Source organism: Symbiobacterium terraclitae (assembly GCF_017874315.1).
Lineage (GTDB): Bacteria > Bacillota > Sulfobacillia > Symbiobacteriales > Symbiobacteriaceae > Symbiobacterium > Symbiobacterium terraclitae.
The window spans coordinates 1-12,617 of sequence record NZ_JAGGLG010000054.1; the positions used below are offsets into that span (position 1 = coordinate 1).

The 12,617-nt window shown below is 66.4% G+C and carries 11 protein-coding genes; 6 read left to right on the forward strand and 5 right to left on the reverse strand.

The window, feature by feature from the left end; translation table 11 throughout:
- Positions 1-147: 147 nt before the first annotated feature.
- From J2Z79_RS17900 to J2Z79_RS17915, 4 genes are all read right to left on the reverse strand, one after another.
- Complete coding sequence (locus J2Z79_RS17900; protein WP_209468267.1) at positions 148-1,443, reverse strand: ammonia-forming cytochrome c nitrite reductase subunit c552; 1,296 nt, start codon at positions 1,441-1,443, stop codon at positions 148-150.
- 24 nt (positions 1,444-1,467) lie between these two features.
- Positions 1,468-1,926: a cytochrome c3 family protein gene (locus tag J2Z79_RS17905; RefSeq protein ID WP_209468268.1), complete on the reverse strand. Its 459-nt coding sequence runs from the start codon at positions 1,924-1,926 to the stop codon at positions 1,468-1,470.
- Between the two features lie 134 nt (positions 1,927-2,060).
- Entirely contained in the window at positions 2,061-2,759 is a 699-nt protein-coding gene (locus J2Z79_RS17910; RefSeq protein WP_209468269.1) for a response regulator transcription factor, read from the reverse strand.
- On the reverse strand, positions 2,750-4,372 hold the full coding sequence (locus tag J2Z79_RS17915) for a sensor histidine kinase (protein ID WP_209468270.1): 1,623 nt from the start codon (positions 4,370-4,372) through the stop codon (positions 2,750-2,752). The genes J2Z79_RS17910 and J2Z79_RS17915 overlap by 10 nt, the downstream gene beginning before the upstream one ends.
- Positions 4,373-4,739: 367 nt before the next feature.
- On the opposite strand from J2Z79_RS17915, the gene J2Z79_RS17920 reads away from it, so the two are divergent.
- The 5 genes from J2Z79_RS17920 to pepF all read left to right on the forward strand — a co-directional run bounded on the left by J2Z79_RS17920 (position 4,740) and on the right by pepF (position 11,357).
- Positions 4,740-5,555 (forward strand): tetratricopeptide repeat protein, encoded by an 816-nt coding sequence (locus tag J2Z79_RS17920; protein WP_209468271.1) that lies wholly within the window; start codon positions 4,740-4,742, stop codon positions 5,553-5,555.
- A complete protein-coding gene (locus J2Z79_RS17925) occupies positions 5,552-6,085 on the forward strand; it encodes a redoxin domain-containing protein (RefSeq protein WP_209468272.1) in 534 nt (177 codons plus the stop codon). The genes J2Z79_RS17920 and J2Z79_RS17925 overlap by 4 nt, the downstream gene beginning before the upstream one ends.
- A gap of 12 nt (positions 6,086-6,097) precedes the next feature.
- Positions 6,098-7,570, forward strand: a complete 1,473-nt coding sequence (resB, locus tag J2Z79_RS17930; protein WP_209468273.1) for a cytochrome c biogenesis protein ResB — start codon at positions 6,098-6,100, stop codon at positions 7,568-7,570.
- A complete protein-coding gene (gene ccsB, locus J2Z79_RS17935) occupies positions 7,567-8,763 on the forward strand; it encodes a c-type cytochrome biogenesis protein CcsB (protein ID WP_209468274.1) in 1,197 nt (398 codons plus the stop codon). Before resB ends, ccsB begins: the two co-directional genes overlap by 4 nt.
- A gap of 794 nt (positions 8,764-9,557) precedes the next feature.
- A complete protein-coding gene (pepF, locus tag J2Z79_RS17940) occupies positions 9,558-11,357 on the forward strand; it encodes an oligoendopeptidase F (protein WP_209468275.1) in 1,800 nt (599 codons plus the stop codon).
- A 63-nt stretch (positions 11,358-11,420) separates the two neighbouring features.
- Here the strand turns inward: pepF and J2Z79_RS17945 are convergent, their stop codons facing one another.
- Entirely contained in the window at positions 11,421-11,606 is a 186-nt protein-coding gene (locus J2Z79_RS17945) for a hypothetical protein (RefSeq protein WP_209468276.1), read from the reverse strand.
- A 320-nt stretch (positions 11,607-11,926) separates the two neighbouring features.
- Between J2Z79_RS17945 and J2Z79_RS17950 the strand changes: the two genes are divergently transcribed.
- Positions 11,927-12,481 carry a LysM peptidoglycan-binding domain-containing protein gene (locus J2Z79_RS17950; RefSeq protein WP_209468277.1) on the forward strand — a complete coding sequence of 185 codons (555 nt, stop codon included), beginning with the start codon at positions 11,927-11,929 and terminating at the stop codon, positions 12,479-12,481.
- The last annotated feature ends 136 nt before the right edge of the window (positions 12,482-12,617 follow it).

Here is a 12,617-nt window from a genome sequence, read left to right on the forward strand (position 1 = left end):
GCTTAGCCGGTCCTTTATCTGGCACTACATACCACCAAGCGCCTCTCGTGAGCCGACCTGCGGCCACCAAAGGCGCCTTTGTCTGCAACCTGAGGCCCCGGCCGCACCGAAAGGTGCGGACGGGGCCTTCATCCATACAGGGCAGACCTACTTGCCGTTCATCGCCTGGGTGACCAGCAGCTCGGCCTGGCGGGCCAGGTCGATGGAGTCTGCGATGGTCTCCAGGAACTTCTGCGGGTTGTGGAAGCCGAAGGAGTTCTCGGCGGAGGCCAGATCCCAGTAGAACTGGGCCTCGCGGTGCAGGGCGCGGGCCTTGTTCAGGGTCTCCTCGTCCACGCCGGCCTGGATGGCCTTCTCGATGGCGAGGATGGCGGCCTCGTTGGCCGTGCCGGCCCGGTCCAGGGCCTCCTTGACGCGGTCCTGCGTGTGCAGCACCCGCGCGCCCATCTCCTCAAAGCTCTCCTTGTGGCACTGCGTGCAGGACTGCTCGAAGGTGCGGAACGGAGAGGTGAGCCAGTGCGAGGAGATCTTGGTGTTACCCTGGGTCATGTAGGGCATGTGGCAGTCAGCGCAGGAGAGGCCGGCCCGCTGGTGGACGCTGCCCTGGAACATTTCGAACTCGGGGTGCTGAGCCTTCAGCATGCCGCCGCCGGTCTGGGGATGCGTCCAGTCGGAGAAGCCCAGCTCCTCGTAGTAGGCGTACATGTCCTCAGGCTCGAAGCCCTTGTCCCACGGGAAGTAGACCTTGTTCGCGTCGTTGGGGTTGAAGAAGTACTCCACGTGGCACTGGGCGCAGACGAGCGACCGCATCTCCTGGCGGGTCGCCTTCTCCACGGGCTTCCCGATGCGCGCCATCGCCTCGATGAGGGCGGGGCGGGTGATGCGCAGCTCCATCGTCGTCGGGTTGTGGCAGTCGGAGCAGGAGATGGGGTGCTTGAAAAGCTCCTGGTTGTCGCCTTCCAGCAGCTTGGTGTTGAAGAAAGCGTCGCCCATCTGTGCGATAAGTCCGGGAACCTCGGCGGACTTGCAGTACATGCAGGTCAGGTTGGTCTTCTCGTTGATGCGGAGGGTGCCCTCGGTCCCGTTGCCACCCAGGGTGTCATCCAGGGTGTACATGTGGCCGCGGGCTTCGTTGTACTCCTTGGAGAAGCCGTAGCCGGCCCACAGGGTCCGCATGTAGGGGAACTGGTCCAGGCGGCTCTTCTTCTTCTCGGAGGAGCCGTACTTGAGCACGGGCTCGTGCATCTCGGCGGTCTTCGCCCAGGAGTCGTAGTGGGCGGGGTAGAGGAGCTTGAAGGCCTCGGGATCGGTCTCGTCAGCCGACAGGGTAATGGCGGGGCCCTCGACGGCCTCGGTCTTGCTGGCCACGAAGTTGAAGGTGCCTACGCCGATCACGGCGACGGCGAGGACTGCCCCGATGGCGATCATCCATCTGCGGTTCATGGCTATCCGTTCCTCCTGTCCACGTCAATTGCGCAGGGGTCTGCCGTGAGCGACATCACGGTGACACTCGAAACACATCAGTCCGTCTGGCTGGTGGTCGGCAGCCGAGTTCGCACGCAACCACCCGGCGTGGCATTCCGCACACTGCGCCTGGATGATCTCGCGGCTCTCGTGCGTGGGCTTGATGACGTCGGGGGTCGAGTTCGTCAGGAAAACCGCGGCGTGGCGGCTCGCAGACTTGATCTCCTCGATCGGCTTGGCGAAGAAGCCCGAGGGCGTGTGGCATTGCACGCAGGCGAGGCTCCGGTGGGTCCCCCTCTCGAGGGAGAGCACTTGATCTTCCATCACGTGACAGGTGCTGCAGGCCGCGGGCGAGCCGATCGTCTGGCCGACGGCGGGCACCTGGAGTGCGAAGGCCAGGATCAGGAACGCCCCGAAGAGGCCTCCGACGGCGATCAGCACTCCCTTGACCCATCTGTTCATGTTTGCATCACCTCCTCTCCCCTCACCCTAAGCGTAGCCACAGACGATTACACAGGTCTTACACGGCCCTTGGGTTTTCGTGAACAGGGGTGCAAATAAGCACTACCGAGGTGACGCCAAAGGACTAGGGCGGACTACTCGTCCGCCCCGCTGGGATCAAATTTGTAACCAATGCCCCACACCGTCTTGATGAAACGGGGCTCGGCCGGGTTGGCCTCGATCTTCTCCCTGAGGCGTCGGATGCAGACCGTCACCGTCGACTGGTCCGTGGGCACGTCGCCGTGCCAGACCCGGGCCAGGAGCGACTCGCGGGTGAAGGGGTGGCCGGGGTGACTGGCCAGCAGCCAGAGCAGGTCGAACTCCTTCGGCGTCAGCTCCGGCATCTTGCCGTCCACCACCACCGTGCGGGTGGTCCGGTTGATCTCCAGGTTGCCGAAGCGCAGCGTGCGGCTCTCCGGCAGGGTCGGCATCCGCCGCAGGATGGCGTGGACCCGCAGGACCAGCTCGCTCAGGTCGAAGGGCTTGGTGACGTAATCGTCGGCGCCCAGGCGGAAGCCGACGATCTTGTCCACGTTGTCGCCGCGCGCGGTGAGCAGGAGGATCGGCACGGCGGAGTGGGCCCGGATGCGGCCACACACGGAGAAGCCGTCCAGGTTCGGCATCATCACGTCGAGGATGACCAGGTCGGGCCGCTGCGACAGCGCCAGGTCCAGCGCCTCCTGGCCGTCGCTGGCCCGGAGCACCTCGAACCCCTCGCTGCACAGGGCGGCCTCCAGCACCTTCAGCGTCTTCGGGTCGTCGTCGGCCACCAGGATCCGCCGGGTCACTGACATGGCGCATCACCTCGGTGAATGGGTAGGGTGAAGTGGAAGCTGGCGCCGTTTCCGGGCTCGCTCTCGACCCAGATCTTCCCGCCGTGCAGCTCCACCAGGAGCTTCGCGAGCGCCAGCCCCAGTCCCGATCCGCCCGTGCGTTCGTGTGCCGAGCCGCGCCGGAAGAGCTGGAAGATCACCTCCTGGTCGGCGAGCGGGATCCCCGGGCCGTTGTCGTGGACCGTCACCCGCACCTCGCCTCCGGCCGCCGCGGCCTCCAGCGACACCTGGCCCCCCTGTTGGGTGAACTTGATGGCGTTGCTCAGCAGGTTGAGCAGGATCTGGAGGAGCCGCAGGTCGTCGGCCATGACCAGCGGCAGGTCGGCCGGCACGTCGCACACCACGCTGATCTCCTTCTGGTGCGCCAGGGGCCGGATGATGCTGCACGCCTCCTGCACCGCCTCGCCCAGGTCCACGGCGGAGAGGGAGAGGCGCAGCTGCCCGGCCTGCAGCCGCGAGGCGTCGAGCAGGTCGTTCACCAGCTGGAGCAGGCGCTGGGCGCTCTCCAGGATGTCCGTCAGGTGGTCCCGCTGGTTCGGCGTGAGGGGTTCGGTGCCGGAGCTCAGCAGGAGCTGCGTGAAGCCGATGATGGAGGTCAGCGGGGTGCGGAACTCGTGGGTCATGGCCGAGTAGAACTCGGTCTGGCTCTGGTTGAGCCGCTCCAGGTCCGCGTGGGCCTGGCGCAGCTGGGACGTGCGCTCCGCCACCTTGAGCTCGAGGTTGCGGTAGAGCGCCTGCAGCTCGTCCGACATCGCCTTCAGGGCGTCGACCAGCGGCGCCGTCTCGTGGTGGATCAGGAGGTCGCGCACCTTCTCTTCCGGCACCTCCCAGTGCCCCTGGCCGATGCGCCTCGTCACCCCCGCCAGGGCGGCCAGCGGCCTGGCCACCAGGCGGTGCGTGAGGAAGCCGATCAGGGCCAGCGAGAGCACGGTCACCGTCGCGATCATCAGGCTGCGCGAGCGGATGGCCTGCTCCAGGCGCGCCTCAAACCGCCCAGTGGGGATGGAGATGGAGAGCGCGCCGGCCAGGTCGCCGACCTTCAGCCCCTCTTTCGGATAGCCGGCGATGTCGATCTGGCCCGCAGGTTCGCCGTGGCACTGCAGGCACGATTCTTCGGTCCGGAGCGGCACCATGTACCGGAAGGTGCGGGTGTCCTCCTCGGAGGTGTAGCCCACGATCTCCGTCAGGGAGGGGTCGGCCTCGAATCGCCTGAGGGCGTTCACCTCGAACGCATCGGGCTGGTTCTCGGGGCTGCGAACGTTGATCCGGGTCTGCTTGTACCGGTAGTCGGACATCTGGGCGAAGATCTCGCCCACGCCGCGGCCCACCGCGGCCGGGTTCAGGTGCTTGAACTCGAAGTGGCCCGCGCTGTCCCAGTTGATGCGGTGCTGGTTGCGGGCCATGAACTCCCGCATGGCGATGATCTGCGTGGCGACCATCCGCGCCTGCTCCCGCAGGTCGTCGGCGGCCTGCAGCTGCTGCTGGCGGATGTCCCACACCAGGTTGAGGCCCAGGACCACCACCAGTACCGTGGTCACGCCGATCATGAGCTTCGTGGCGATGCTGGTGTGCAAGCGCTCACCTCCGGGTGGGTCGGGGCTCCTGCCTTTAATGATAAGAAGAGCGCAAGCCTGTCGCCATCGAACGGCGTACCCGTTCGCATGGCGAAAAATATCTATAGGACAGCTGCAATTTCGTGCGAGCCAGAACCGGCGGGCAACTCCGACGCCGTGCGGATCGAGCGTCTGCAGTCTGCGACCCATGGATTACCGCCCGGAAACAGCCGTGCGCCGTACCAGCCGGTCCCGGGCCATAGCCCCTTGGTACAGCATGGCATAAACGTGGGTCTAGACTTTTTATCCGTCGCAGAGTCCATGGCGGGGACGCGCTGCCCCCTGCTAACGTTGAGATGGGCGCGTTTCTTTCAAGGAGGTTACAAGCATGGCGACTTGTCCATCCTGCGGCAGTGCGTTCTCGGGCGAATACTGCGACATCTGCGGCGCCCCGGCCGGCGACGAGCCCAGGACCGCACGGGCGAAGCCCACACAGGCGACGCCGGCACAGGCTTCGTTCGCACAGGCGACGCCCCCACGGGCGAAGCCCTCATCCAGGTCGGGCGCCAGGGCTCAGCCTGCTTTTGCACCGGAGGCCAGGCGGCCGGGCCGGACCACCGCCATTGCCCTCCTGGGAGCGGCGCTCTTCGGCGCCGGCTTCCTGAGCGGCCTGTTCGTCGGGCAGGCGACCCAGGCTCCGGCATCCGGGCTCCAGCCCAACCTGGGCGTCAGCCAGGCGACCATCGACGCGATGACCCCGCTGGCGCAGGCGAACTACTTCATGGAGACCGGCGTCGCCATGCTGAACCAGGGGCAGCGGTCGGCCGCCGTGTCCGAGTTCCGCAAGGCGATCACCGCGTTCAAGGCCGTCCTTGAGGCGGAGCCGGACAACCTCTACGCCGGCACCTACCTCGGCCTCACCTACTACTACGCGGGGGACGATGAGCAGGCCAGGCAGGCGCTCGAGGCGGTGCTCGAGCGCGACCCCAACTACCTCTGGGCGATCTTCAACCTGGCCTGGATTCATGACGTGGAGAAGCGGACCGCCGACGCGCTGGCCCTCTACCAGCGGTACCTGGACGTGGTGGACCAGGAGCGCCAGAACCCGCTGAAGTACGCTGAGCAGAGCGAGCTGATCGACAAGCAGATCGGGGCGGCGCAGCAGGCGGTCGCCCGACTCACCGGGGGAGGGAACGGGAATTGAGGCGCTACCCCACCTACAAGCGGGTGACCTCGGCGATCACCCTGATTCTCGCAGCGATCTGGTTCGGCTACGTGCTGCTGTGGCCCAACACCAACGCGACGGCCGGATCCGGGGTTCCGGTGGGCGGCCCGGCGCCGGACTTCGAGCTCAAGACCGTCGAGGGTGAGACCTACCGGCTCTCCGACCTGAAGGGCAAGGCGGTCATGCTGAACTTCTTCGCCACGTGGTGCACGTACTGCAAGGCGGAGATGCCGGTGCTGCAGGAGGCCTACGAGAAGTACCGCGATCAGGGCTTCCTGATCCTCGCCATCGACCTGGACGAGAGCGACCTGGCGATCACGACATTCCGGGACCAGTACGGGCTCACCTTCCCCATCGTGGTGGACCGGGGGAGCAACGTGAGCCAGCGCTACCAGATCGTGCCTCTCCCGACCTCGTACTTCGTGGACAGGAGCGGCATCGTGCGGGCCAAGTGGACCGGAGCGATCGATAAGGCGCAGATGGAAGCGTTGTTGAAGCAGATTCTCTAGGAGGGGACGACCTTGGAAGATCAGGGCGTCAAGCCGACCGTGGACGAGCAGGTCGTCAAGCCGGCGGAGGTCGGGCAGGCCGCCAGGCCGGGCAAGGACCTGCTGGACCGGACCTGGGATTTCTTCGCCTCGGTGCGCGTGGCCACGGTTCTGCTCTTTCTCATCGCAGTGGCTTCCGTTGGCGGTACCCTGATTCAGCAGGAGGGGACGTTCTCCTCACCGCTGCCCCCCGAGGAGTACTACCCGCAGCGCTACGGCCCGGTGCTGGGCCTGCTCCTGCTCCGCACGGGCATGACGCACGCGTACACGTCGTGGTGGTATCTGACGCTGCTCTTCATGATCGGCGCCTCGCTGGTCATCTGCTCGCTGGAGCGTTTCGTCCCCCTGTGGCGGGCGGTGCAGCGTCCCAACCCGGCCCCTGACACGGGCTTTGTGCGGCGGCTGAAGCAGCAGTTCACCGTTCCGGCCGCAGCAGGCGACTCGCCTTTCGCGCAGCTGGCCGCGGCGCTGAAGGCGCGCCGTTACCTGGTGATCGAGAAGGACGGAAGGCTCTACGCGGACAAGGGCCGCTGGGGCCGCTGGGGCCCCTACATCACCCACATCGGACTGATCCTCATCCTGATCGGGGCGGGCATGCGCGCCCTTCCCGGCGCCTACATGGAGCAGTTCATCTGGATCAAGGACGGCGAGGTCGTCAAGGTGCCCGGCACCGACTTCTACGTGGAGAGCCTCGGCTTCGAGGCGGAGTTCTACGAGACCGGCCAGCCCAAGGCCTACCGGACCCACGCCCGGGTGATCGACGCCGACGGCAACGTGGTCAAGACCCACACGATTTCGCTGAACGAGCCGCTGGCGTACGACTGGGTAGAGCTGTACCAGTCCTCGTACTACACCGACCCCGGCTGGGCGGAGGTCGCGGTGCTGGACCGGGTGACCAGCGAAGAGGTCGGCCGGATCACGATCAACCTCACGCAGCCTGAGCGGCAGTACACGGTCGGCGACTACCGGATGACGGTGACGGCGTACTACCCCGACTTCGGCCTCGACGCCGACGGGAAGCCCACCACCAGGTCCAGCCGGGTGACCAACCCGGGCATGGTGCTGGAGATCGCGCCGCCCGCGGGCGAGCCGTTCACCACCTGGTTCTTCCCGCTCTACCCGGCGATGGAGTTCGATGCGACCACCCCGGTGAAGTTCAACACCCTGAGCATCGACCCGATCTCGACCTCGGGCCTGCAGGTGAAGAAGGACCTGGGCATTCCCGTGATCTACCTGGGCCTGATCGTCATCACGCTGGGCGTCTTCGCCACGTTCTACATCGCCCACCGGCGGTACTGGGCCTTCGTCGAGGACGGCCTGGTGGTCGTGGGCGGCTGGACCAACCGCAACCACGGCTCCTTCGAGCGGGAGACCCGCCAGATCGCGCACCTTCTTGATCCCGAGCGGTACGCAATCGGCGATGAGATGGAGGGAGAAGAGCGATGATCCAGGTGTCGAGCTACTTGTTCTTCGGCGCATTCGCGGCCTACGTGGCCTCGGCCTTGCTCTACGTCATGCGGCTCACGCTGCGCCGCCGCGACCCGAAGTACTTCGGCCTGGCGGACCGGTTGGGCAACAACGGCTTCATCGCCGCCATCCTGGGCGTGGTCCTGCAGGGCATGGCGATCATCGCCCGCTGGATCGGCTCCGGGCAGGTCCCCATGTCCAACATGTTCGAGTACATGTCGTTCCTCGGCTGGTCGGTGATGCTCTTCTTCGTCATCCTGTCGGCCTGGTACAAGCTTCCCAGCCTCGGCGCATTCGTCGCTCCGGTCGGGGTCGTCGTCATCGCCTACGCCTCGGTCTTCCCCACCGAGGTGAAGCCGCTGGTGCCCGCGCTCCAGTCCTACTGGCTGCCCCTGCACGTCTCGTTCGCGGCCCTCGGTGAGGGCGCATTCGCCGTCTCGTTCGGCGCGGCGCTGATGTACCTGCTCCGGGTGCGCAAGGAGCAGTCCAGCCCGTGGGAGGAGACGCTGCTCGAGTTCTTCTTCTGCGGCGCCATGCTGACCGGCTTCCTGGTGCTGGCGCTCGGCTTCAAGGTGGCCGGGGCCTCCTACGAGGTGACCAACATGGCCGGCGGCCTCGGCATCCTGGAGTACACCCTGCCGCCCTTCATCGGCCCCATCGGCTCCCGGCCGGGTGAGGCCTCGTTCCTGGGCATGGACCTGCCGCTCATGACCGCGCCGGTGTGGATGAAGGGCGCCTACGCCGCCCGCAAGCTGAACACGCTGGTGCTCTCCGCCCTGATGGGCCTGATCCTCTACTTCGGCGTCAGGCTGATCGCACGCATGCCGCTCCGGGACCTGGGCTCCAAGGCCGTGGGCAGCATGAACCCCAAGCTGCTGGACGAGGTGTCGTACCGCGGCATCGCCGTCGGCTTCCCGCTCTTCACGCTGGGCGGCCTGGTCTTCGCCATGATCTGGGCCCAGAAGGCCTGGGGCGCCTACTGGCAGTGGGACCCGAAGGAGACGTGGGCCCTGATCACCTGGCTCTTCTACTCCGGATACCTGCACATGCGGATCGTGCGGGGCTGGGAGGGGCGGCCCGCCGCCTGGGTCTCCGCCCTGGGCTTCGTGATCGTGCTGTTCACGCTGGTGGGTGTGAACCTGCTGATCTCGGGCCTGCACTCCTACGCATAGAGCCGAACACGCCGCACCGGGGGCGCTGCAGCGCCCCCGGTTGTTTGCGCGCCCCCCGGTTGTCTGCGCATCCGCGGCGCAGCCCGGGTGCGCTGCTGGTGCCAGCCTTCGGGCAGGGCGGCTCGGCGCCGCTGGCGCTTAGCAGCGGTAATGCTCCTCGTCGGCCGGGCGTGCTCGCTCCGCTGCGCTCGCGCCGGCCTCCTGCGGAGCTTTGAACCGGCGCCAGCAATGCGCCATCGCTCGCCCTGCCCGATGCCACCGCCCAGACGCTTGTGCGCCAGCGTGCTGCGGGCAGGGCGGCTCGGCGCCGCTGGCGCACACTGGCGGTAATGCTCCTCGTCGGCCGGGCGTGCTCGCTCCGCTGCGCTCGCGCCGGCCTCCTGCGGAGCTTTGAACCGGCGCCAGCAATGCGCCATTGCTCACCCTGCCCGAGGCCACCGCCCAGACGATGGTGCGCCAGCGTGCTTCGGGCAGGGCGGCTCGGCGCCGCTGGCGCACACTGGCGGTAATGCTCCTCGTCGGCCGGGCGTGCTCGCTCCGCTGCGCTCTCGCCGGCCTCCTGCGGAGCTTTGAACCGGCGCCAGCAATGCGCCATTGCTCACCCTGCCCGAGGCCACCGCCCAGACGCTTGTGCGCCAGCGTGCTTCGGGCAGGGCGGCTCGGCGCCGCTGGCGCGCGGGGGGCCCGGTGCATCGTGCACCCGGGGCACTGTCCAGTAGGATGACAGCGCCGGTGGTAGAATAGGTCTATGTAGTCACCAGAAACATCAGCCTGCCGGGAGGAGCGATCACACGGTGGAACTGTTGAAGCGGCAAGATGTTCCTGCGGAGCACAAGTGGGACCTGGACTCGGTCTATCCCACCACTCAGGCGTGGGAGGAGGATTACGCACGCGTGGAGGCCATGGTGCCGCAGCTGACGGCGTACCAGGGCCGGCTCGGCGAGTCGGCCGGCGTCCTCCTGGAGGCCCTCCGGAAGCGCGATGAGCTGTTCCAGCTCCTGGAGCGGGTCGCGGTCTTCGCCCACATGAAGGAGGACGAGGACACCACCAACTCCACGTACCAGGCGCTGTCCACCCGCGGCCAGTCGCTCTACGCCAGGGTCACGGCCGCCGGTTCGTTCATGACCCCCGAGATTCTCGCCATCCCCAGCGAGACGATCCGGGCGTGGCTGGACCAGAACCCCGACCTGGCCGCCTACCGGCACGAGCTGGAGGATCTCCTCAGGGAGAAGGAGCACGTGCGCTCGCCCGAGGTGGAGGAGCTGCTGGCGCAGATGAGCGAGGTCGGCGGGGCGCCCCGGGATATCTTCGGTAAGCTGAACCACGCGGACATGAAGTTTCCCCGGATCAAGGACGAGGAGGGCAAGGAGGTCGAGCTGACCCACGGGCGCTACCTGCGCTTCCTGGAGAGCCCCGTGCGGGAGGTCCGGAAGGCGGCGTTCGACGCCCTGTACGGCACCTACGCCAAGTTCCGGAACACCCTGGCGGCCACCTACTCCAACTCGGTCAAGAAGGACGTCGTCTACGCCCGCGCCCGGCGCTACCCCTCGGCGCGCGCCGCGGCGCTCTCCAGCACCAACGTACCCGAGAGCGTGTACGACAACCTGATCGAGGCGGTGCACCGGAACCTGCCCTCGCTCCACCGCTACGTGCAGCTCCGCGGGAAGCTCCTGAAGCTCGACGAGCTCCACATGTACGACCTGTACACTCCGATGGTGGCCGAGGTGGACAAGAAGATCCCCTACGCCGAGGCCGTCGAGACGATCCTGAAGGCCCTGGAGCCCCTGGGCGAGGAGTACTGCGAGGTGGCCCGGAAGGGGCTCACCACGGACCGCTGGGTCGACATCTATGAGAACGTGGGCAAGCGGTCGGGCGCCTACTCCTTCGGCGCGTACACCACCAAGCCGTTCATCCTCATGAACTACCAGGAGACCCTGGACTCCATGTTCACGCTGGCCCACGAGCTGGGCCACTCCATGCACTCCTACTTCACCCGCAGGCACCAGCCCTACCACTACGGCAACTACACGATCTTCGTGGCCGAGGTGGCGTCCACGTTCAACGAGGCGCTGCTGACGGACTACCTGCTGAAGCAGACCGACGACCCGAAGCTGAAGATGTACCTGATCAACCACCAGCTCGAGTCGTTCCGCACTACGCTCTACCGGCAGACGATGTTCGCCGAGTTCGAGCACATCACGCACCAGCGGTCGGAGAAGGGCGAGGCGCTGACGGCGGACCTGCTGGACGAGATCTACTACGGCCTCAACAAGCAGTACTACGGCACCGAGGGCATGGTGATCGACGAGGCCATCGCGCTGGAGTGGGCCCGCATACCTCACTTCTACTCCGCGTTCTACGTGTACCAGTACGCGACGGGCATCTCGGCCGCCGTCGCCCTCAGCCGGCAGGTGCTGACGGAGGGGAAGCCGGCCGTCGACCGCTACCTCACCTTCCTGAAGAGCGGCTCCTCGGACTACTCCACCAACCTGCTTGCCAGGGCCGGCGTCGACATGACCTCGCCCGAGCCCGTGCAGCAGGCCCTGGACGTGTTCGCCTCGCTGCTGGACGAGATGGAGCGGCTCGCCGGCTGAACCGGAGGCCGGTGCAAACGAGCAGAACGGCGGGTCACACCCGCCGTTCTGCAGTTTGGTGACCTATCTCAGTGCCGGCTCTGCCCCGGCTTCCATGCGCTCCTCGGCGCGGATCTTGGCGAGCACGATCTGCAACCGCTCCTCAGGGCGGGAGATTCGCCATTGATCGACGAGCCAGTCCAGTTCCCGGCTCATCGTGGTGGGTCCGTATTCAGGCCGTGCCGGCCGGTGTTTGATCGGGCGACGCATGTGCTGAGTCCTCCTTCCCGTACCTCGCTGCCACTGCCCTGATGATATCACAAAACGCAGTCAATAATGTATAAGGCGATAAGTCTATAGTTTTACCATCGAGAGTACTATATCTCATAGATACAATAGAGCCCATCGCCCCCGCCCCATGGCCGGATGGAATCTGGTCAGCGGGGAGGAGGGCGTCCTCGGCTGTTCGGCGGAGGCGAGGGGGCCGTGCCATCATGGTGCAACTTCCCAAGTTAGATGTTTAGTTATTGGTTTGCGTGGAAATACTCTCACTGAAGCCCAAGAATGGGCTGGCAGAGAGGAGGGATACCATGCAGACCATGCCTACCAGGACCCGGACCTCGCTGTTGATCGGGGGGGTGGCGGTGCTCGTCGTGCTCGTCGGCCTTGCGCTCTTCGCCGTGAACCAGCGGAACCAGAATCAGGTGGGCGGCACCGACCTGCTGGAGCAGGTGGCCGAACCTGAGAACGGGACCCCGCTGAACGCGGGCTCCGCTTCCAACACGCCGGCCACGACCACTCCTGCGACCAACACGCCGGCCGCCGCCGGGACGGCAGCTGACACCCAGACCGACGCAGGCCAGACCCGGAGCGCCGCCGGGGAGTCCACCAGCGGCGGGACTGAGGCCGCCACCGGAACCGGAGACGGCACGACACCCGCGATGAGGACGTTCAACGCAGTACCCGAAGTGCACATCGTGCAGCCCAACGAGACCCTCTACGAGATCAGCGAGAAGTACTACAACACGCACATCTACGCCGGCGACATCGAAGCGCTGAACGGGCTGGAAGACCCGAACCAGATCTTCGTGGGGATGGAACTGAAGCTCCCCCAGCCCTCAGAGCTGCCGGGGTACTCCCGGTAAGCGGCGAGGAGGCAGGCCCGCGTCGGGCCTGCCTCCTTCCGTCTGGTACGCCTCGCAGTCTACGTGACTAGGGGGTTCAAGTCCCCCCTGTGCCTTTGCTCGTTTCACTTGGCACTGTAGCCTAAGAACAGTCCGC